Origin of the sequence: Scandinavium sp. NPDC088450 (assembly GCF_044900545.1) — a bacterium.
GTDB lineage: Bacteria > Pseudomonadota > Gammaproteobacteria > Enterobacterales > Enterobacteriaceae > Scandinavium.
On sequence record NZ_JBJDNI010000024.1, the window covers coordinates 1 to 20,506 of the forward strand.

The window sequence follows — 20,506 nt, forward strand, 5'->3', positions numbered from 1 at the left end:
TGGCACAAGTGGCGTACGGCGTCCTGAAATCAGGACGCCCGTTCGATGCCACGTTGCACACAGAAAATGCTTGCGTGGCATAACAGTATCTACAGTTGTAAAGAAAAAGGCGCCGATTGGCGCCTTGAGAAGGTTTTTGCTGTTTACCTAGGCGTTTTTCAGCACTTCGCTAACAATCTCTACGGCTTCTTTCTCAATCAGCTTACGGTGTTCCGCGCCGAGGAAACTTTCACAGTAAATCTTGTAGGCGTCTTCGGTGCCCGATGGACGAGCCGCGAACCAGCCGTTCTCGGTCATCACTTTCAGGCCGCCGATGGAAGCGCCGTTACCCGGAGCTGCGGTCAGGCGTGCGGTGATTGGGTCACCGGCCAGCGTGTTAGCGCTCACCATTTCTGGGGAAAGCTTAGACAGCGCGGCTTTCTGTGCGGAAGTTGCAGAAGCCTGCAGACGGTTGTAGCTTGGCGCGCCAAAGCGAGCGGCCAGCTCGTCGTAATGCTGCTGCGGGTTCTTGCCAGTGACAGCGGTGATTTCTGCGGCCAGCAAGCACATGATGATGCCGTCTTTATCGGTAGACCATGGCGTGCCGTCGAAGCGCAGGAATGACGCGCCCGCACTCTCTTCGCCGCCGAAACCAAAGCTGCCGTCGAACAAGCCGTCAACAAACCATTTGAAGCCTACCGGCACTTCCACCAGTTTACGGCCAAGGTCGTTAACCACGCGGTCAATCATTGCAGAAGAGACCAGCGTTTTACCCACCGCAACATCTTTGCCCCACTGCGGGCGATGCTGGAACAGGTAATTAATAGCCACAGCCAGGTAGTGGTTCGGGTTCATCAGGCCAGCTGGCGTGACGATGCCGTGACGGTCATAATCCGGGTCGTTGGCGAAAGCCAAATCGAACTTATCGCGCAGCGCCAACAGACCGGCCATCGCGCACTCAGAGGAGCAGTCCATACGGATCGCGCCGTCTTTATCGAGGTGCATAAAGCGGAAAGTCTGATCGACATGATCGTTGACGATAGTCAGATCGAGTTTGTAGAACTCGGCAATGCGTTTCCAGTATTCGATCCCGGAACCGCCCAGCGGATCAACGCCCAGCTTCAGGCCCGCTTTCTGAATCGCTTTGATATCAACAATATCGGCCAGGCCTTCAATGAACGGCTGCACCAGATCTTGCTCTTTAATATGACCAGACGCATACGCTGCATCCAGTGAAAGGCGTTTCACCCCTTTCAGGCCGTCCGCCATCAGGGCGTTCGCACGGTCTTCCACCACTTTGGTGACGTTGGTATCAGCCGGGCCGCCATTCGGTGGATTGTATTTGATGCCACCATCGTCCGGCGGGTTATGGGACGGCGTAATCACGATCCCATCGGCCTGTGGGCCCCCTTTTTTGTTATGAACCAGGATGGCATTCGAAATGGCAGGGGTTGGGGTGTAGCCGTTATTTTCCTGCACAATCACGTCCACGCCGTTAGCGGCCAGGACTTCCAGTACGGAAATGATCGCCGGCTCTGACAAGGCGTGAGTATCCTTACCCACGTAGCATGGCCCGGTGATACCATTTTTCGCACGTTCTTCCGCAATCGCCTGGGCAATCGCCAGAATATGCGGTTCGTTAAAGCTATGGCGAGCTGCGCTCCCGCGGTGACCGGACGTGCCGAATTTCACTGCGTGTTCTGCGTTGCCTGCTTCCGGCTTCAGCACATAGTACTGAGACGTCAGTTGGGCGACGTTAATCAAATCACTCTGTTGTGCAGGCTGACCCGCACGGTTATGAGTTGCCATTGCCTGGTCCTTCTTATGCAAGGGTTAGATTGTGCCGCAAACCTTTTCAATCAATTCCGCGGGGAACTGCATTGACTGCATGATGTGCTCAACCATGCTGCATTTACGGCCAGTATTGGTATTGGTAATGACCCAGTACGGCGTCTGAGGCACTTGCTTCGGCTTGGTGTGCGTGCCGTTTTTCAGCAGCGTCGCTTCATCAGCGGCGAAGTAAACACGCGTACGACCATGCAGTGACTCGGTGGCCTCAACAAATGCCTTGCTGTCTAAGGAGTAAAGTGTAGTCAGCACCAGCATGAAGCGGTTAACCGCTTTTTTCTGCTCGGCGTACTCGTCGGAAAGCAGCAGTTCACGCACGGCGCGAACATTATCTTTCGGCGAGGAGACTTTTTTCACGGCGGCGACGACCGGTGCAGCAGGCTGAACCGGCGCGTCTTTGACCACGGTTGCTGCGGGTTGCGAAGCGGCGGAAAATTTCAGCATGCGCCGCAAAATGTCGGATGCGCTCTCGCCGATGTGCCGGGTGTGGCTAGCGATAAAGGCATAGAGTTCGTCATCAACTTCGATCGTTTTCATCTTAATCCAGTGATATATCTTTTCTGAATACAAGTCGTTGGGATTATAAAGTCAAAACCCAACAGCGGATAGCGTGTCGGCAAAAACTCAGACGACTACTGAGTGTTGCAGCCGGGCGGCAGAATGTTCAACATGATACCCTAACCCGACGAAGCGAAAAAAAGAACTTTGCCATGAATTTACATACCCGAGCGCAAACTGCACAAAACCCGCACAATAATTCTCCCATCGTCCTGGTCCACGGCCTTTTTGGTAGTCTGGATAACTTGGGGATACTCGCCCGAGACCTCGTGAGCGACCATGACATCCTGCAAGTCGATATGCGCAACCACGGCCTGTCCGAGCGTTCATCAGAAATGACTTACTCCGCGATGGCCCAGGATCTTTTAGATACCCTTGACGCACAGAATATTGAAAAGGCCACGCTGATTGGCCATTCAATGGGCGGAAAAGCAGTGATGGCCTTCACGGCGCTAGCACCGAATCGCGTGGATAAGCTGGTCGCTATCGACATCGCCCCCGTGGATTATCACGTACGTCGTCACGATGAGATTTTTGCGGCCATTAACGCCGTGACCGAAGCGGGCGTGGCAACACGTCAGAAAGCCGCCGAAGTGATGCGCGAACATCTTAATGAAGAAGGCGTGATTCAGTTTTTGCTGAAGTCGTTTGTCGATGGCGCATGGCGCTTTAACGTGCCCGTTTTGTGGGATCAGTATGCCAATATTGTTGGCTGGCAGACTGTTCCCGCATGGAACCCCCCTGCCCTGTTCATCCCTGGCGGAAATTCACCGTACGTCACGCCAGAGTATCGTGATGATTTGCTCTCTCAGTTCCCGCAAGCCCGTGCGCATATTATTGCGGGCGCAGGACACTGGGTGCACGCCGAAAAACCGGACGCTGTGCTCCGCGCCATTCGCCGTTATCTGGCTGAATGATTAAAATGCGAGCGACCGCACGCCAATGTCGCTCACGGCGTTGGCGTGCGGGGTTCGCTGATGTATGATTGCGCGCTATCTGCGCCGGGCCTGTCGTCCGGCGGCTTGTTTCCCCGAAGTCACTCTGAATCATGGCAAAAGAACAAACGGACCGAACGACATTAGATTTGTTCGCAAATGAGCGTCGCCCGGGAAGGCCGAAAACCAATCCGCTCTCACGCGACGAACAGTTACGCATTAATAAGCGCAACCAGCTTAAACGTGACAAGAGTAAAGGTCTCAAGCGAGTTGAGCTGAAGCTCAATAACGACGCCGTTGATGCGCTGAACGAACTGGCTGATGCCAGAAACATGAGCCGCAGCGAACTCATCGAAGAGATGTTGATGCAACAACTGGCCGATCTTCATCGCCAGGAACTTGTCTGAAAATCCAGCAAAACGTCACTTTCATGTAGCAGAGAGTGCAGTCCAGCGCGTTTGCTGTTTCCGCGCACTTCACCTCCTGCTATCATTGCCTTTATCTGTGGGCAACATTCCACCACCATTTCAATACGTTTCAAGAGGTTATTTTACTCATGGCAATTACAGGCATTTTCTTCGGCAGCGACACCGGCAATACCGAAAATATCGCGAAGATGATTCAGAAGCAGCTTGGGAAAGACGTTGCTGAAGTGCATGACATTGCCAAGAGCAGCAAAGAAGATCTCGAAGGGTTCGATATTCTGCTGCTGGGTATTCCGACCTGGTATTACGGTGAAGCGCAGTGTGACTGGGACGACTTCTTCCCAACACTGGAAGAGGTAGACTTCAACGGCAAGCTGGTCGCCCTGTTTGGCTGTGGTGACCAGGAAGATTACGCAGAGTACTTCTGTGATGCACTGGGCACAATCCGAGACATCATTGAGCCACGCGGCGCAACTATCGTCGGTCACTGGCCAACAGCGGGCTATCATTTTGAAGCCTCTAAAGGCCTGGCTGATGACGATCACTTTGTCGGTCTGGCGATTGACGAAGACCGTCAACCAGAACTGACCGCAGAGCGCGTTCAGAAATGGGTTAAGCAGATTTCTGAAGAGTTGCACCTCGAAGAGATTAAAAACGCCTGATTGGGTGACGGCGCAGCGCCTGCGCTGCGCCGTATTAGCGATAGGTTGTGTGACATTAATAGCTAAAAGCAATCAAATTAATCGCTACAAATTTTTAACTTTTGAGCACATGTCTGTACAATGTCCACTGTTTTGACGAGGTCTGAGGTTTCGCTTTGCCGGACGCCTCGTTTTTGAAAAGCATACTTTGCTCAGGGATTGCGGTTTTCATTTAGGTACGGCAGTTCTATAATGAGACGCATTATCCTGAATTCATTCTTAGTAATGCTTCCTGATAAGGAAGTGTATCGTATAGCAACAGGACTGATTCCGCATGACTGACAACAATACCGCATTGAAGAAAGCCGGCCTGAAAGTCACGCTTCCTCGTTTAAAAATTCTGGAAGTGCTTCAGGAGCCGGACAATCACCATGTCAGTGCGGAAGACCTCTATAAACGCCTTATCGACATGGGCGAAGAAATTGGTCTGGCAACGGTTTATCGCGTTCTGAACCAGTTCGACGACGCCGGCATTGTCACCCGCCATAATTTCGAAGGCGGTAAATCTGTTTTCGAACTGACACAACAACATCACCACGATCACCTGATTTGCCTCGACTGTGGCAAGGTTATTGAATTCAGTGATGATTCCATTGAAGCGCGTCAGCGCGAAATCGCCACGAAACACGGCATTCGTCTGACCAACCACAGCTTGTATCTTTACGGTCACTGCGCAGAAGGCGACTGCCGTGAAGATGAACACGCACACGATGCGGCTGAGAAATAATTCTTAGCCCCACAGAACGATAAAAGCCAACCTCGCGGTTGGCTTTTTTATTGGCGATTTTTCTGTTTGGCGATAACAGAGTAATAAAACTGAAATTACGGCTTGGTGGTCGTATTGTTACTACGAATTTCCTGCCAGATCTTGTCGCAACGCGCTTTCACAGCCTGATCATTGCCAGTACGGGTTGCCTGAATACACTGCTGATAATCCAGGGTGCGCACGCTTTCCTGATCGGCAAACTGCTTATGCACTTTTTCCTGTTTCAGGACATCCAGCACGCTCTGGCAGGCCTGAATTTTATCCGGGTTGCCTTCTGCCGTATTGATACAAGCGCTATAAGCTTCTTTCAGTTTACTGTCCTCTTTCGGGGCAGGCGGTTGCGCGCAAGCCACCAGCCCGGATGCCATGACAGCGATGAGAATCAATTTTTTCATAGTATGGCCTCAGGTTACGCGGCAAACATTACGCCTGCCGCGTGACGGATCAGAAGATGGTAAACGGTGCGATGACGATGAACTTCACGTCGCGCTCATCCTGGAACATGTTGCCGTAACCGCCGCCCCAGCTTGGGATGTCTGAGTGGTTGTCATACTGAGTGAAGTGCAGCTTGAACAAGGTGCCCTTCGCACGGCCTTCCTGAACGGTATACATCGCATCAAGGCTGTAAGAGGACTCTTTGATTTTGTTGGAAGCCATGTCTTCACGCTGACCGGCGCTGTTGATAAACCAGTCAGAAGGCTTAGCATCCCACGCGTAGACATAGGACGCGCCCACAGCCCAGCCTGGCAGATCCCAGTTTTTCAGGTCATACATTGCGCCGAGGAAGACCGCTTTTTCGCCGTTGGCGTTGAAGTCTGAACGGTTATCCCACCAGATATCCAGGCGACCGTTGGAGGAAGCGTAAGTTGGCGTCATACGCTGCAGGAAGTAACCCTGCTGCCCTTCCGCTTTAACCCAGGTCCCTTCCAGACGCAGGTCAACGACGTCAGCCACTTTGTAGCCGAAGGTCAGAGCCTGCAACCATGCGGTGCCGTCATAGATATCGTTGATGGTGTTGCTTTCTACCGTGTCACGCGCACCGTAGAACTGATAGCTGGTAGAAAGTGGAGAGCCCGCCACATCAAATTTGTAGCTGGCTTTGGCGAAGTACTGATCCATAAAGCCTTCCGCCTGACCGAAAGCGGCTTCCAGCACGAGGTCATTTTTAAAGTCATATTTCGCACCGATGGAGTGCAGATAATCGACTTTGGTTTTCTTGTCGTTCTGATAGAAATTGTCGGTCTCAAGGTGCCATGGCGCCTTGTACTCGTTGGTCCACATGTACGAGAAGCTCAGTGCGCCCGCATCACCGTAGTCAAAGTTTGCCCCGGCTTCTGCACCCTGATAAGTACCTGGCATGAAGCTCCAGTGTGGCGCTAACAGCGTCTGACCGGTTGGCTGGATATAACCCGCACGCGCCCAGGCTGGACCAAGTTTGAATTTAGCGGCCGCTTTATACAGGCTGATCCCGCTCTTATCGCCAGAGTAATCTTCGTCGTAGGCTTTATTGATAGAAGAGAACGCGATTTCGTTCGGGTGCCCACTTTCTGCAGATTCCGCCATTTCGATAGCGGTGAAAGCGGCAATATCAAGACCGATAAAATCAGCAGCATAGCCAGACTGGAAATCGAGGTTGGCGTTCCAGGTGGAGTGAGAAAGGTTGGTTTTGTATTTGTCGCCGTCGGTCACGTCTTTACGGTCACGCTCACGCTGCCAGTAATAGATGCCGCCGGTTAAGGTTGAATCGTCTACGAATCCTGCTGCACTGGCTTGCGGGGAAGCAACCCAGCCCGACATTGCGGTGACCCCGGCAATAGCCAGCGCCAGCGTACTACGTTTGCCACTGAACGTACGCATGTGTATATCCTCTTTGACTTTTAAAAACGCTCTCGCAAAGGCGAGAAAGCGATAAAAAAATAAGCACTGCCAAAAAAGTAGCGGGAAGAATTCTCCTAAAGCTACGTCTCCTAGACTATTTTTCGCGACGCGAATTATCAATCCTTTTTCCGCACGAATACGCAAGAGTATGACAGTGCGCACATATTTGATTGCGTTTTGTTACAAAGAGGGATTTCAGAAGAAAACGTGAGAAGCCGCAAGGAAACAGCTTATTTCGGCGTACAGGTAAGATTTCTGGCGGGAAAATGTAACAGGCACTTGTCAGTGTTACATCACACTAAATGATATTAATTCGCATCACGAAAATGTCATAAAAAAAGCGCCGCACCAGGCGACGCTCTTTGTTTGACTCAGCGGATTATTCGCCCGCTTTTGCCCAGGTATCACGCAAACCGACAGTGCGGTTGAAGACCAGTTTCTCAGCAGTGCTGTAACGGCTGTCGAGGCAGAAGTAACCTTCACGCTCGAACTGGAACGCTTTGCTGGCTTCTGCTGCTTTCAGCGACGGCTCAGCGTAACCCTGTTTGATAACCAGAGAATCCTGGTTGATAACAGACAGGAAGTCATCCGCAGCACCCGGATTTGGCACACTGAACAGGCGATCGTACAGGCGAATCTCTACCGGCAGCGCATGCTGTGCACTCACCCAGTGAATAACGCCTTTTACTTTACGGCCATCAGCCGGATCTTTGCTCAGGGTTTCCGCATCGTAGGTGCAGAAGATGGTTGTGATATTCCCTTCAGCGTCTTTCTCAACGCGTTCAGCTTTCACCACATAAGCGTTACGCAGACGGACTTCTTTGCCCATCACCAGACGCTTGTACTGCTTGTTGGCTTCTTCGCGGAAGTCAGCGCGATCGATCCAAATCTCACCGCTGAACGGCACTTCACGGCTGCCCATTTCTGGCTTGCTCGGATGGTTCGGCATCGCCACGATTTCGCTCTCGCCCTGCGGGTAGTTTTCGATAACCAGTTTAACCGGATCGATAACCGCCATCGCGCGCGGTGCGTTCTCGTTCAGATCTTCACGGATGCAGGATTCCAGCGAGGCGATCTCGATGGTGTTGTCCTGTTTGGTTACGCCGATGCGCTTACAGAATTCACGGATAGCGGCAGCAGAGTAGCCACGGCGACGCAGGCCAGAGATGGTCGGCATACGCGGATCGTCCCAGCCTTCTACGTGCTTGTCGGTCACCAGCAGGTTCAGCTTACGCTTGGACATCACGGTGTATTCCAGATTCAGACGAGAGAACTCGTACTGACGCGGGTGCACCGGAATGGAGATGTTGTCCAGCACCCAGTCGTACAGACGACGGTTGTCCTGGAATTCCAGCGTACACAGGGAATGGGTGATACCTTCCAGCGCATCGCTGATGCAGTGGGTGAAGTCGTACATCGGGTAGATGCACCACTTGCTGCCAGTCTGGTGGTGATCGGCAAATTTAATGCGGTACAGCACCGGGTCACGCATCACGACGAAAGAAGAAGCCATGTCGATTTTGGCACGCAGACACGCTTTGCCTTCTTCGAAGCCGCCGGCACGCATTTTCTCGAACAGCGCCAGGTTCTCTTCTACGCTGCGATCGCGGTATGGGCTGTTTTTGCCCGGCGCAGTCAGGGTGCCGCGGTATTCACGGATTTCGTCAGCGGACAGCTCATCGACATACGCCAGACCTTTGGTGATCAGTTCGACCGCATACTGGTGCAGCGTATCGAAGTAGTCAGAAGAGTAGCGAATATCGCCAGACCAGTGGAAACCTAACCACTCGACGTCGTTCTTGATGGACTCAACGTATTCGATATCTTCTTTCACCGGGTTGGTGTCATCGAAACGCAGGTTGCATTGCCCTTGATAATCCTGAGCGATGCCGAAGTTCAGGCAGATAGATTTTGCGTGACCGATATGCAGATACCCGTTCGGCTCTGGCGGAAAACGGGTATGAACGGTCGTGTGCTTACCACTGGCCAGATCTTCATCGATAATCTGGCGAATAAAGTTAGTCGGGCGGGCTTCTGCCTCACTCATCGCGGGTTCCTCAAGGCGTAAACAACATATAACGGCATATGATCTTATAAGCCGGGAGGTGTGACAACTGTTTGTTGCAGAAAACTGGCGATTTATCCCCCTGATGTGCGGAAAACGGTGCGGAGGTGCTTCCTTCCGGCTCCGGGTGCCGAAAGGAAGCTGCGGGAACATTAGCCAATCTGCCCCAGATTCATGTATTTCGTTTCGAGATATTCTTCCAGCCCGACATCCGCGCCTTCGCGACCCAGACCGGATTCTTTCACGCCGCCGAACGGGGCCACTTCTGTCGAAATGATCCCTTCATTAACGCCCACCATCCCACTTTCCAGTGCGCGTGTTGCGCGGAAAGCACGAGCCAAATCCCGGGTATAAAGATAAGCGGCGAGGCCGAACGGCGTGGCGTTCGCACGTTCGATGACTTCCTCTTCGCTGTCGAAACGGAAACACGCTGCGACCGGGCCAAACGTCTCTTCACGTGCAATCAGCATGGCTTCAGTGACCTCTGCCAGCACCGTCGGCTGATAAAAACTCTTACCCAGCGCATGACGCTCACCGCCGCACATCAGCTTCGCGCCTCTGCTCAGCGCATCACGTACGTGAGAATCCACTTTCACCACGGCTTGCTGGTGGATTAGCGGCCCTTGTTGTGCGCCTTCGGTCATACCTGGCGCAACACGCAGAGCACTCGCCTCTTCTGTCAGACGCGTGACGAAACGGTCATAAACCCCGTTCTGGATATAGAAGCGGTTTACGCAGACACAGGTTTGCCCGCTGTTACGGAATTTCGCCGCCATCGCGCCCGCTACCGCCGCTTCGATATCCGCATCATCAAAAACGATAAATGGCGCATTGCCTCCCAGTTCGAGCGACAGCTTTTTCACGTTATCTGCCGCCTGGCGCATTAACAATTTGCCTGTCGCGGTTGACCCTGTGAACGATATTTTGCGTACCGCAGGGCTGGACATCAGCGTTTCACCAATGGCTTTGGTGTCACCGGTCACGGCATTCAGCACGCCCGCTGGCACACCAGCCTGCTCTGCCAGCGCCAGTAAAGCAAAGGCAGAAAGGGGCGTTTCATTGGCGGGCTTAATCACCGCAGTACAGCCAGCAGCAAGCGCAGGGCCCAGTTTACGGGTCAGCATCGCCAGCGGGAAATTCCACGGTGTGATAGCCGCCACCACGCCAACAGGCTCTTTAAAGGTGATGATACGGTTACCGTTTTTGCTTTCCGGGATGGTCTTGCCATAAGCGCGTTTGCCCTCTTCGGCAAACCACTCAATAAAGCTGGCGGCGTAGGTGACTTCACCCAGCGCTTCGGCCAACACTTTCCCCTGCTCTGCCACGACCAGTTCAGCCAGGCTCTGCTGATTTTCCATTATCAACTGATACCAGCGTTGAAGAATTTTGGCACGGGCTCCTGCGGTTTGGGCTTTCCATCCCGCTAAGGCCCGGGTCGCTGAATCAATGGCTTGCAGCGTTTCACTTTTGCCTGCCATCGCCACCTGTGCAACAGTCTCTTCTGTTGCCGGGTTGATAACTGGATACTGTTCACTGGCACTTCGCCATTCACCACCACAATACCAGCCGGTGCGTACCAGATAGTCAAAACGGCTCATGCGATTTTCCTTGTGCTGAATTCATCGATAAAGACACCCTGCGCCGGACGTGAGTCACGAGCAATGCGTTTCCCTGCGGTGTAGTCGTTGATGACATCACACGGGGTATAGTTACGTTCCAGTTCAAAGCGTTCGTCGGCGCTCAGTGTGGTTTCCATCGCGGCTATCGCGCAGTCAATTTGAGTGACCGAATCAGCCCCCACCAGCATGCAGTCAACGCCAGGGTGGCTCAGCACCCACGACTGAGCGACCTGTGCCGGCGTCACACCACGCAGCGCAGCAACGCGGCTGACTGACTTCGCCACTTCTAATGACACTGCATCGGCGTACATTTCCTGGGTGAAGAAATCTGTTTTGTTGCGTACTGACTCAAAATCACAGCTCAGCAAGCCACGCGCCAGCGGGCTAAATACGGAGACGCCTAGTCCCTGATCTTTGCAGAACGGGATCATTTCGCGCTCTTCTTCGCGGTAGGCGCAGTTGAGCTGAAGCTGCATATTGATCGGTTTGACATAACCATTGCGTTCACAGCACCAGAGAATTTTCGCCAGTTGCCAGGTGTACATCGTCGACACGCCGACATAGCGAGCTTTGCCTGAACGCACGATCTCATCCATCGCCGCCCAGGTTTCTTCCACAGGCGTATTGACGTCGAAATAATGCAGCATGTAGATATCAACATAGTCTGTGCCAAGGCGGCGCAGGCTGGCGTCGATGCTCTCCATGATGTGCTTGCGTGAATGCCCTTGATTGTTGGCACCGCCACCAATCGGGTAACCCACTTTGGTGGTCAGCACCAGTTCATCTCGCTTTGCGATGCGCGAAACTACGCGCCCTACCACTTCTTCACCCGCCCCACTGGAGTAGAAATCCGCAAGATCGATAAAGTTAACGCCCTTTTCCAGTGCGTGACGGATTAGCGGCTCGCTCTGTGCTTCATCAAAAATCCACGGCTTCCACTGCTTACTGCCCATGTTCATCGTACCCAGACACAGACGGGAGACTTTCAGGCCACTTTTTCCCAGATGAATGTATTGCATGCTCAGTTCCTCAAGCCTTAGGGGTATAGAACGGGTTTGACGGTTGGGTCACGGCATCGGCGATTTCGCTACGTTGCGGAAGCCCTTTCATCGCCGCCTGAATCGCATTGCGACAGGCGTTGTAGTTATTGCGATAAACCTCATCCAGATCGTTGCAGCCAGGATTCACCCAGTTGGCCGTCACAATGCACCACTCGTTTTCGGCTTCTGCTGGCAACACGCCTTCAAGTAGCGCTTCGGTAACCGCTTTCGCGATAGCCGCCTGTGACGCACCCCAGGTGGCGTTGGCGTGGGTTTCGCTGCCAATCTCGGCTTTGTTGACATACAGCGTCATCGGTTTTGCCGGGATATTAGGTTTGATAACTACCATAAACGGGCAGTGGCCCTGGCTTGGTGAGGCGAGACTTGAAGAGAATGCTTGCCCAACGACGCCGTTACGCGGTCCAATCATGATGTTAATGTGCGAGGCGTTGACGCCATTCCCTTCAAAACCTTCACCGATATACATTTCCACGTGAGACTCCTCAGATGATGTTATTCAGCCGAAACCACGGCATGCGTTTCAGGACGTTGATGCGGGTCATGAGCGGCATCAACCAAAGTGAGACCTTTGGTTTCCGGTGCCCATGCAAGAGAAACAATGGCGCCAACCACCAGAATCAGCGCGAGAATGCCGGTAGTGACCGGCATCCCAAAATGAACGATAGAGAGTGGAAGCATCGCGGTACCGATAGCCGACCCAAGGCGGCTCATTGACGTTGCAAAGCCAACGCCCATAGAGCGAACTTCGGTTGGGAAGCTTTCCGCCGGGAATACGCCAACCAGATTGCTGACGGCTGACATCATCAGCGTGAAAGCGGCAAACAGAGCGATCAGGCCGATGTGGAAGCTTCCCGGTAAGAGACTCATTAAAGCCAGACAAGCGGCGAGGAAGACGAAAGCGCCAATTAAGAAGCCGCGACGAGAACAGACCTGCGTCAACACGATCCCCAGCAGTGCGCCGATGATCAGCAGGCCATTGAGCAGCAAATCGGTGCCGAAGCTTTGATCAAGCCCCATTACGGTCAGGATCGAAGGCAGGAAGGTGTAGATCGCAAAATAAGGGATCACCAGACAGACAAAGAACAGGCTGTTAAAAGCGGTGCGACGGCGATACTTCGGTCCAAACAGCGACAAGAAACGCTGGCGAGAAGCCACGGGGGCCTCATCAATTAGCAGGACATGCGGGCCAAAATAGCGATGGACAATATCCAGTGCCTGCGCGCGCCGCCCTTTGCCCATCAGCCAGCGAGGCGATTCCGGCGTGCCGATGCGCAGCAGCAGAATAATAAAAGCAGGCACAGCAGAAGAAGCGAGCAACCAACGCCAGGCCTCCGGGCCGAGTGCGGTCATAAAGTGCCCGGCAAAGCCTGCGGCGACATAGCCCACCGTCCAGATAACGCTGAACGATCCTAGCAATACCCCGCGATGTTTACGCGGAGAAAACTCAGCCAGCATCGTATGCCCAACCGCAAAATCTCCGCCGAGGCCAAAGCCTACCAGCACCCGAAGCCAGAATAACTGCTCCGGTGTGGTGGCAAAAAACTGTGCGGCGGAAGCCAGGGTTATCACCACGAAGCTGAAACAGAAGATTTTTTGCCGACCGATGTAATCAGAAACCCAGCCCAAAAGCAGGCTGCCGAGAAACAATCCCAGCAGTGCAGAGCTGCCGAGCATGCCTTCCTGAAACGGCGTCAACGCCATCTGTGGCCGGATTTGTGAGAGCGCAAATCCAATGACTCCCAGTACGTAACCGTCAGTGAAGTGCGCGCCAAAGGTCAGGCCCGCAATTTTAAGATGGAACCGATTTAACGGGACATCATCCATCCGCACAGCTTGTTGTGTCAGTTGTTGCATTGACTCGTCCTCCATCAGGCGCTGTGTTTGTAGGGATAGGGTAATTTTTATGTTTCATTTCGGTTAACAACATGACAACAAACGCATCACCTGGCGAGCGCATTCTGTGCATACCCCTATGAGTAAAATGCATGTGATCGCCCTCCTCTTTCTGAGAAATAGTCATACCCATGCGGGTATAAAGGCTGCTATCTGATAACAATAAATTAACATTCAGATCACTATTAAGGCTTAACATCGTGAGAAAACTGCCCTCGCTCAGCACCCTGCGCGTCTTTGAAGAGACCTGCCGGACCCTGAGCCTCAGCAAAGCCGCTCAGGCACTGTGTATTACGCAAAGTGCCGCCAGCAGGCAGATAAAGCAGTTGGAAGAGTTTTTGGGAAAGTTGTTGTTCATTCGCGCGCACAGCGGGCTTGAGCTGACGCAGGACGCCGCGCTGCTCTTGCCGGTGGTTCGGCAGTCGCTGGATATGCTGGAAGGCGGTATCAGTCAGGTTCAGCTGCGTAACCCGTTACAACATTTGCGTTTGCAGGTCGCCCCCACCTTCGCCACGCGCTGGTTAGCCCCTCGGCTGGTCGCATTACGTCAAAAGAACAGCCAATTGCAGATAGCGCTGGTCAGCGAAACACGGCAAAAATATTGCGATTTTGACTGCGCAGTTCGCTTTGGCACGCCCTCTCAGGCGCAACAACATGGCGAGTGGCTTTGCCACGAACGGCTGGTGCTGGTCGCCAGTCCCTTGCTGATGATTGAAGGTATTTTCCCGCCACTGAGTCTTCACCCTCAGTTGCATATCCTGAATGGCGATGTTCGGTTAGATAACTGGGAACGCTGGCTGGAAGCCTCTGGGCAACAGGTTCACTTAGAGGAAGGTGGGCTGGAATTTAGTACGGAGGATCAGGTGATCAATGCCTGTGTCACCGGGGCGGGTTTTGCTGTCCTTGATAAGATGATGATCCGCAATGAGCTGAATGCGGGGCTACTGGTGTTGGTCTCAACGACTGAGTTGCAGAGTCAGAATGGTTATTGGCTGGAAACGGCACCGGGGAAAGAAAGCTTGCCGCGCGTCGCCTATTTTCGGGACTGGCTTAAAACGGAAATTGACAGTTTCTGGGCTCTCTTTGCTTACGCTGATATCGCCAAAGTCGGATAAAAAAGCGGCGGAGGAGTTCCCCCGCCGCTAAGGCACATAAGATTTACTCAGGAACGATTATTTGCCTTTAATCTCATACAGCGCGGTTTCGCCTGCCACGACATGACCCTGGGCCTTGATAACCAGACCGCTGAAATCGTCGATGTTGCTGCACACTACCGGGCTAATCATGGAGCGTGCATTCGCATTCAGGAAATCCAGATCCATTTCGAGGATTGGCTGACCTGCTACGACTTCGGCCCCTTCTTCCACCAGGCGAGTAAAGCCCTGACCGTTCAGCGCAACAGTATCGATCCCCATGTGGACAACGATTTCTGCGCCTTTTTCGGTTTCCAGGCAGAACGCGTGGTTGGTGTTGAAGATTTTAACGATAGTACCGGCTGCCGGAGACACCACTGTTTTTTCAGTGGGTTTCACTGCCACGCCGTCACCTACTGCTTTGCTGGCAAACGCTTCATCAGGCACCTGTTCCAGCGCAACCACTTCACCCGTAACTGGTGAAACCAGTGCCGCGATAGTTGCTGTCGCATTTGGAACGGCCTGCGGTTTTGCTGCTGCCGGAGCGGCTGCCACTGGCGCGGCTTCTGCTGCTGCAACGTGACCGGTAGTTTTCATGGCGTTCGCAATTTTCTCTGCCACGAAACCAACGATAATCTGCACGCTGGTTTTGTTCAGGCGAATCACACCCGACGCACCCAGACGTTTAGCCAGTGCTTCATTGACCAGTGAAGAGTCTTTCACGCTCAGACGCAGACGAGTGATACAGGCATCGATGCCAGTCAGGTTGTCAGAACCGCCGACCGCAGCGATGTACTGACGAGCCAGCGCGGAAGCGTCCTGCTCTTTATCAGTGCTCACATTCGTGTCCTGACCATCTTCTTCGCTGCCAGCAACCGCCAGTTCGCGACCCGGAGTCATCAGGTTGAATTTGGTGATGGTGAAGCGGAACACCACGTAGTAGATAGCGAAGAACACCAGACCCTGAGGGATCAGCATCCACCAGTGAGTCGCCAGCGGGTTACGCGAGGACAGCACCATATCCACCAGACCGGCGCTGAAGCCGAAGCCCGCAATCCAGTGCATGCTTGCTGCGATGAACACGGAAATACCGGTCAGAACAGCGTGGATGAAGTACAGGACTGGCGCCACGAACATGAAGGAGAATTCCAGCGGTTCAGTGATACCGGTGAAGAAGGCGGCAAACGCACCCGCCATCATGATACCCAGCACTTTGGCTTTGTTCTCAGGACGCGCACAGTGGTAGATAGCCAGCGCCGCCCCCGGCAGACCGAACATCATGATCGGGAAGAAGCCCGCCTGATAACGACCAGTGATACCGACAACCGCTTTACCTGCTTCGATAGACTGAGCGCCACCGAGGAAGTTAGGAATATCGTTGATACCGGCAACGTCGAACCAGAATACGGAGTTCAGCGCGTGGTGCAGACCGACTGGGATCAGCAGACGGTTGAAGAACGCATAGATACCTGCGCCTGCAGAACCGAGTTTCTGAATGTGCTCACCAAAGCTCACCAGACCACCGAAGATAACCGGCCAGATGTACATCAGCAGGAACGCAACCGCGATCATCAGGAAGGAAGTGAGGATCGGCACCAGACGGCGACCGCTGAAGAAAGACAGCGCTTTCGGCAGCTCAACGCCGCTGAAGCGGTTGTACAGTTCCGCAGAAATAATACCGACGAGAATACCCACGAACTGGTTTTCGATTTTGCCGAAAGCCGCAGGAACCTGATCCAAAGGAATCTTCTGGATCATTGACACCGCTGCAGGTGAACACAGGGTGGTTAATACGAGGAAACCGACAAAGCCCGTCAGCGCAGCTGCACCGTCTTTATCTTTGGACATACCATAAGCCACACCAATCGCAAACAACACAGACATATGATCGATGATGGCCGAACCGGATTTAATAAACAGTGCCGCTAAGGCGTTATCACCGCCCCAACTGACTGGGTCAATCCAGTAGCCGACACCCATCAGGATGGCTGCCGCTGGCAGCGTGGCTACCGGCACCATTAGTGCGCGACCCACTTTTTGTAAATAGCCTAGAACACTCACTTTTATTCCCCCTATGAGACCCCGAACCGACTTAGTCAAAGCCGTTTTTTATAGTATGACTACTCTTAACAACGCAGCGACGTACGACCTGCTATCAGAGTGTGTGAAAAATTAATTCGTCTCGCAAATTAAACGCACCTTTTTTGTGATTTTTATCACCAAATATCGTCATCACCCCCTCTTCCGACTGGCTAACAGTGAAAACTTATTTTATCATTCGAAAAATCAGGACGGATTACCGCCTCATGTGGCGAAACCAGGTTACTCTTAACAGAGAGTCGGTGCCAATCCGCTAACGCTTTTCTAAATTAAACTATTGAGGTGAACAATGAGACTGATTCCCCTGGCGACAGCTGAACAAGTAGGTAAATGGGCCGCGCGTCATATCGTCAACCGCATCAACGCTTTTAAACCGACTGCGGATCGTCCTTTTGTTCTGGGTCTGCCAACCGGTGGTACTCCGCTCACTGCTTACAAAGCACTGGTTGAGATGCACAAAGCGGGCCAGGTTAGCTTCAAACATGTTGTGACCTTCAACATGGATGAATACGTGGGTCTGGCAAAAGAGCACCCGGAAAGCTACCACAGCTTCATGCACCGTAACTTCTTCGACCACGTTGATATTCCTGCAGAAAACATTAACCTGCTGGATGGTAACGCGCCAGATATCGACGCAGAATGCCGTCAGTACGAAGAAAAAATCCGCTCTTACGGCAAAATCAACCTGTTCATGGGTGGCGTAGGCAACGACGGTCACATCGCGTTCAACGAACCGGCTTCTTCTCTCTCTTCCCGCACTCGTATTAAAACTCTGACCCATGACACTCGCGTGGCAAACTCCCGTTTCTTTGATGGCGATGTGAATCAGGTGCCTAAATACGCGCTGACCGTTGGCGTGGGTACGCTGCTGGATGCTGAAGAAGTGATGATCCTGGTGCTGGGCCACCAGAAAGCGCAGGCCCTGCAGGCTGCGGTTGAAGGCAACGTTAACCACATGTGGACCATCAGCTGTCTGCAGCTGCACCCGAAAGCGGTGATGGTCTGCGACGAGCCGTCCACGATGGAACTGAAAGTGAAGACCCTGAAGTATTTCAACGAATTAGAAGCTGAAAACATCAAAGGTCTGTAATTGAATTTCCGCCTCTGTTTTCAGGGGCGGTAGCATTTTTATTACCGGGGGTCGTAGTCAATGTATGCACTAACTCAGGGCCGAATCTATAGCGGCCACGAAATTCTGGATGACCATGCGGTTGTGATTGCCGATGGCCTGATTGAACGTGTCTGCCCACAGGCGGATTTACCGGCCGGGATTGAGCAACGCTCGTTAAATGGCGCCATTTTGGCTCCCGGTTTTATCGACGTCCAGCTGAACGGCTGCGGCGGTGTGCAGTTCAACGACAGCCCGGATGCGGTGACCGTTGAAACGCTGGAAATTATGCAGAAAGCCAATGAGAAATCAGGCTGCACCAGCTATCTGCCCACGCTGATTACTTCCAGCGACGACCTGATGAAACAGGGTATCCGCGTGATGCGTGAATACCTGGCCAAATACCCTAATCAGGCGCTGGGTCTGCACCTTGAAGGCCCGTGGCTGAATCTCGTGAAGAAAGGCACCCACAATCCAGATTACGTCCGCCAGCCGGATAACGAACTGGTGGATTTCCTGTGTGCTAACGCCGATGTGATCACCAAAGTCACGCTGGCGCCAGAAATGGTGCCTGCCGATGTGATTACTCGCCTGGTCAACGCGGGCATTGTGGTCTCTGCGGGTCACTCTAATGCCACCCTGAAAGAAGCCAAAGTGGGCTTCCGCGCAGGTATCACTTTCGCGACGCACCTTTATAACGCAATGCCATACATCACTGGCCGCGAACCTGGTCTGGCGGGCGCTATTTTTGATGAAGCTGACGTGTATTGCGGCATCATCGTGGATGGCCTGCATGTCGACTTCGCCAACGTGCGTAACGCTAAACGTCTGAAAGGCGACAAGCTCTGTCTGGTGACGGATGCGACCGCACCGGCAGGTGCGAACATTGAAGAGTTCATTTTTGCTGGTAAAACAATATACTACCGTGATGGACTGTGCGTAGACGAAAACGGCACGCTGAGCGGTTCTGCCCTGACCATGATTGAAGGCGTGCGTAACCTGGTTGAACACTGTGGTATCGCGCTGGACGAGACGCTGCGTATGGCAACGCTCTACCCGGCTCGCGCCATCGGCGTTGATAAGCAACTGGGCAGCATTGCACCTGGCATGGTGGCAAACCTGACAGCGTTTACCCGCGATTATAAAATCACCAAGACCATCGTTAATGGTAACGAGGTCGTTACAGAGTAAGTGAAAGTATGACATCAGGCGGACAAGCTCAAATTGGTAATGTTGACCTCGTTAAACAGCTGAACAGCGCGGCCGTTTACCGCCTGATTGACCAGCACGGGCCAATCTCTCGCATTCAGATTGCTGAACAGAGCCAGCTTGCGCCCGCCAGTGTCACCAAAATTACTCGTCAATTGATTGAGCGCGGCCTGATCAAAGAAGTCGATCAGCAGGCCTCCACCGGGGGCCGTCGCGCTATCTCTATCATCACCGAAACCCGCAATTTTCACGCTATCGGCGTGCGTTTGGGTCGTCACGACACCACCCTGACGCTGTACGATCTCAGCACTAAAGTCATCGCTGAAGAACACTATCCTCTGCCGCAGCGCACGCAGGAAACGCTTGAGCACGAGCTGCTCAACACCATCGCCACCTTTATAGAGCACTGCCAGCGTAAAATTCGCGAGCTGATTGCTATCTCGGTGATTTTGCCCGGGCTTGTCGATCCAGAAAGCGGGGTGATCCGCTATATGCCGCACATTCCGGTGGAAAACTGGGGTCTGGTCGGCGCGCTGGAAAAACGCTTTAAAGTGACCTGTTTTGTCGGCCATGACATCCGTAGCCTGGCGCTGGCGGAGCACTACTTTGGTGCGACACAGGACTGCGAAGATTCCATTCTGGTGCGAGTCCACCGTGGTACCGGCGCGGGGATTATCTCTAACGGTCGTATCTTTATCGGTCGCAACGGCAACGTGGGTGAGATTGGCCATATCCAGGTTGATCCGCTGGGCGAACGCTGTCACTGCGGCAACTTTGGCTGCCTGGAAACCGTCGCCGCTAATGCCGCCATCGAACAACGGGTTCGTCACCTGTTAGAAAAAGGCTACCAAAGCAAAGTCACGGCGGATGACTGCACTATCAAATCTATCTGCAAAGCGGCCAATAAAGGGGATGCGCTGGCGAGCGAAGTGATTGAACAGGTTGGCCGTCATTTGGGCAAAACCATTGCTATCGCCATTAACCTGTTTAATCCGCAGAAAGTCGTCATCGCCGGTGAAATCACCGAGGCAGAAAAAGTGCTGCTGCCTGCCATTGAAGGCTGCATCAACACCCAGGCGTTAAAAGCATTCCGCCAGAATCTGCCCGTCGTACGTTCAGCACTGGATCACCGCTCCGCCATTGGCGCCTTTGCGCTGGTGAAGCGCTCGATGCTGAACGGGATGCTGCTTCAGCGCCTGCTCGAAGGCTAATCTCTCCCCTCTTCCTC

General features: G+C 53.2%; 18 protein-coding genes. 8 read left to right on the plus strand and 10 right to left on the minus strand.

Features of this window, described 5'->3' with window-relative positions; all coding sequences use genetic code 11:
• Positions 1-147: 147 nt before the first annotated feature.
• Both pgm and seqA read right to left on the minus strand, forming a co-directional pair.
• Positions 148-1,788, minus strand: coding sequence for a phosphoglucomutase (alpha-D-glucose-1,6-bisphosphate-dependent) (gene pgm / locus ACI2I2_RS18485; protein ID WP_404659213.1), 1,641 nt, complete (start codon positions 1,786-1,788; stop codon positions 148-150).
• A gap of 24 nt (positions 1,789-1,812) precedes the next feature.
• Positions 1,813-2,364, minus strand: coding sequence for a replication initiation negative regulator SeqA (seqA, locus tag ACI2I2_RS18490; protein ID WP_404659214.1), 552 nt, complete (start codon positions 2,362-2,364; stop codon positions 1,813-1,815).
• Between the two features lie 173 nt (positions 2,365-2,537).
• Here seqA and ybfF point away from each other — a divergent pair, with 173 nt between their 5' ends.
• The 4 genes from ybfF to fur all read left to right on the plus strand — a co-directional run bounded on the left by ybfF (position 2,538) and on the right by fur (position 5,173).
• Entirely contained in the window at positions 2,538-3,302 is a 765-nt protein-coding gene (gene ybfF, locus ACI2I2_RS18495) for an esterase (protein ID WP_404659215.1), read from the plus strand.
• A 131-nt stretch (positions 3,303-3,433) separates the two neighbouring features.
• On the plus strand, positions 3,434-3,727 hold the full coding sequence (gene ybfE / locus ACI2I2_RS18500) for a LexA regulated protein (protein ID WP_404659216.1): 294 nt from the start codon (positions 3,434-3,436) through the stop codon (positions 3,725-3,727).
• Positions 3,728-3,876: 149 nt separating this feature from the next.
• Positions 3,877-4,407 carry a flavodoxin FldA gene (gene fldA, locus ACI2I2_RS18505; protein WP_176504346.1) on the plus strand — a complete coding sequence of 177 codons (531 nt, stop codon included), beginning with the start codon at positions 3,877-3,879 and terminating at the stop codon, positions 4,405-4,407.
• Between the two features lie 313 nt (positions 4,408-4,720).
• Complete coding sequence (gene fur, locus ACI2I2_RS18510) at positions 4,721-5,173, plus strand: ferric iron uptake transcriptional regulator (protein WP_404659217.1); 453 nt, start codon at positions 4,721-4,723, stop codon at positions 5,171-5,173.
• Between the two features lie 95 nt (positions 5,174-5,268).
• Here the strand turns inward: fur and chiQ are convergent, their stop codons facing one another.
• The 7 genes from chiQ to ACI2I2_RS18545 form a co-directional block, all read right to left on the minus strand.
• A complete protein-coding gene (chiQ, locus tag ACI2I2_RS18515) occupies positions 5,269-5,607 on the minus strand; it encodes a ChiQ/YbfN family lipoprotein (RefSeq protein WP_404659218.1) in 339 nt (112 codons plus the stop codon).
• Between the two features lie 49 nt (positions 5,608-5,656).
• On the minus strand, positions 5,657-7,069 hold the full coding sequence (gene chiP, locus ACI2I2_RS18520; protein WP_404659219.1) for a chitoporin: 1,413 nt from the start codon (positions 7,067-7,069) through the stop codon (positions 5,657-5,659).
• Between the two features lie 400 nt (positions 7,070-7,469).
• Positions 7,470-9,137 (minus strand): glutamine--tRNA ligase, encoded by a 1,668-nt coding sequence (gene glnS, locus ACI2I2_RS18525; protein WP_404659220.1) that lies wholly within the window; start codon positions 9,135-9,137, stop codon positions 7,470-7,472.
• A 170-nt stretch (positions 9,138-9,307) separates the two neighbouring features.
• A complete protein-coding gene (locus tag ACI2I2_RS18530; protein WP_404659221.1) occupies positions 9,308-10,753 on the minus strand; it encodes an NAD-dependent succinate-semialdehyde dehydrogenase in 1,446 nt (481 codons plus the stop codon).
• Positions 10,750-11,793, minus strand: coding sequence for an aldo/keto reductase (locus tag ACI2I2_RS18535; protein ID WP_404659222.1), 1,044 nt, complete (start codon positions 11,791-11,793; stop codon positions 10,750-10,752). Before ACI2I2_RS18535 ends, ACI2I2_RS18530 begins: the two co-directional genes overlap by 4 nt.
• 10 nt (positions 11,794-11,803) lie before the next feature.
• Entirely contained in the window at positions 11,804-12,307 is a 504-nt protein-coding gene (gene fae, locus ACI2I2_RS18540) for a formaldehyde-activating enzyme (protein WP_404659223.1), read from the minus strand.
• A gap of 20 nt (positions 12,308-12,327) precedes the next feature.
• On the minus strand, positions 12,328-13,689 hold the full coding sequence (locus ACI2I2_RS18545; protein ID WP_404659224.1) for an MFS transporter: 1,362 nt from the start codon (positions 13,687-13,689) through the stop codon (positions 12,328-12,330).
• Positions 13,690-13,928: 239 nt separating this feature from the next.
• Here ACI2I2_RS18545 and ACI2I2_RS18550 point away from each other — a divergent pair, with 239 nt between their 5' ends.
• Positions 13,929-14,843, plus strand: coding sequence for a LysR substrate-binding domain-containing protein (locus tag ACI2I2_RS18550; RefSeq protein ID WP_404659225.1), 915 nt, complete (start codon positions 13,929-13,931; stop codon positions 14,841-14,843).
• A 57-nt stretch (positions 14,844-14,900) separates the two neighbouring features.
• On the opposite strand, the gene nagE is transcribed toward ACI2I2_RS18550, so the two are convergent.
• On the minus strand, positions 14,901-16,922 hold the full coding sequence (gene nagE, locus ACI2I2_RS18555) for an N-acetylglucosamine-specific PTS transporter subunit IIBC (RefSeq protein ID WP_404659226.1): 2,022 nt from the start codon (positions 16,920-16,922) through the stop codon (positions 14,901-14,903).
• Between the two features lie 328 nt (positions 16,923-17,250).
• On the opposite strand from nagE, the gene nagB reads away from it, so the two are divergent.
• Genes nagB through ACI2I2_RS18570 form a run of 3 tightly spaced genes read left to right on the plus strand, consistent with a single transcriptional unit; the run spans position 17,251 to position 20,489 of the window.
• Positions 17,251-18,051, plus strand: coding sequence for a glucosamine-6-phosphate deaminase (nagB, locus tag ACI2I2_RS18560; protein ID WP_330984467.1), 801 nt, complete (start codon positions 17,251-17,253; stop codon positions 18,049-18,051).
• Between the two features lie 60 nt (positions 18,052-18,111).
• Complete coding sequence (gene nagA / locus ACI2I2_RS18565; protein ID WP_404659227.1) at positions 18,112-19,260, plus strand: N-acetylglucosamine-6-phosphate deacetylase; 1,149 nt, start codon at positions 18,112-18,114, stop codon at positions 19,258-19,260.
• 8 nt (positions 19,261-19,268) lie between these two features.
• A complete protein-coding gene (locus ACI2I2_RS18570) occupies positions 19,269-20,489 on the plus strand; it encodes an N-acetylglucosamine repressor (protein ID WP_404659228.1) in 1,221 nt (406 codons plus the stop codon).
• Positions 20,490-20,506 lie beyond the last annotated feature (17 nt).

Excerpts from the sequence above, each read along its gene's own strand:
- pgm (WP_404659213.1), bottom strand. The coding sequence starts at position 1,788 with ATGGCAACTCATAACCGTGCGGGTCAGCCTGCACAACAGAGTGATTTG.
- seqA (WP_404659214.1), bottom strand. The coding sequence starts at position 2,364 with ATGAAAACGATCGAAGTTGATGACGAACTCTATGCCTTTATCGCTAGC.
- ybfF (WP_404659215.1), top strand. The coding sequence starts at position 2,538 with ATGAATTTACATACCCGAGCGCAAACTGCACAAAACCCGCACAATAAT.
- ybfE (WP_404659216.1), top strand. The coding sequence starts at position 3,434 with ATGGCAAAAGAACAAACGGACCGAACGACATTAGATTTGTTCGCAAAT.
- fldA (WP_176504346.1), top strand. The coding sequence starts at position 3,877 with ATGGCAATTACAGGCATTTTCTTCGGCAGCGACACCGGCAATACCGAA.
- fur (WP_404659217.1), top strand. The coding sequence starts at position 4,721 with ATGACTGACAACAATACCGCATTGAAGAAAGCCGGCCTGAAAGTCACG.
- chiQ (WP_404659218.1), bottom strand. The coding sequence starts at position 5,607 with ATGAAAAAATTGATTCTCATCGCTGTCATGGCATCCGGGCTGGTGGCT.
- chiP (WP_404659219.1), bottom strand. The coding sequence starts at position 7,069 with ATGCGTACGTTCAGTGGCAAACGTAGTACGCTGGCGCTGGCTATTGCC.
- glnS (WP_404659220.1), bottom strand. The coding sequence starts at position 9,137 with ATGAGTGAGGCAGAAGCCCGCCCGACTAACTTTATTCGCCAGATTATC.
- ACI2I2_RS18530 (WP_404659221.1), bottom strand. The coding sequence starts at position 10,753 with ATGAGCCGTTTTGACTATCTGGTACGCACCGGCTGGTATTGTGGTGGT.
- ACI2I2_RS18535 (WP_404659222.1), bottom strand. The coding sequence starts at position 11,793 with ATGCAATACATTCATCTGGGAAAAAGTGGCCTGAAAGTCTCCCGTCTG.
- ACI2I2_RS18545 (WP_404659224.1), bottom strand. The coding sequence starts at position 13,689 with ATGCAACAACTGACACAACAAGCTGTGCGGATGGATGATGTCCCGTTA.
- nagB (WP_330984467.1), top strand. The coding sequence starts at position 17,251 with ATGAGACTGATTCCCCTGGCGACAGCTGAACAAGTAGGTAAATGGGCC.
- nagA (WP_404659227.1), top strand. The coding sequence starts at position 18,112 with ATGTATGCACTAACTCAGGGCCGAATCTATAGCGGCCACGAAATTCTG.
- ACI2I2_RS18570 (WP_404659228.1), top strand. The coding sequence starts at position 19,269 with ATGACATCAGGCGGACAAGCTCAAATTGGTAATGTTGACCTCGTTAAA.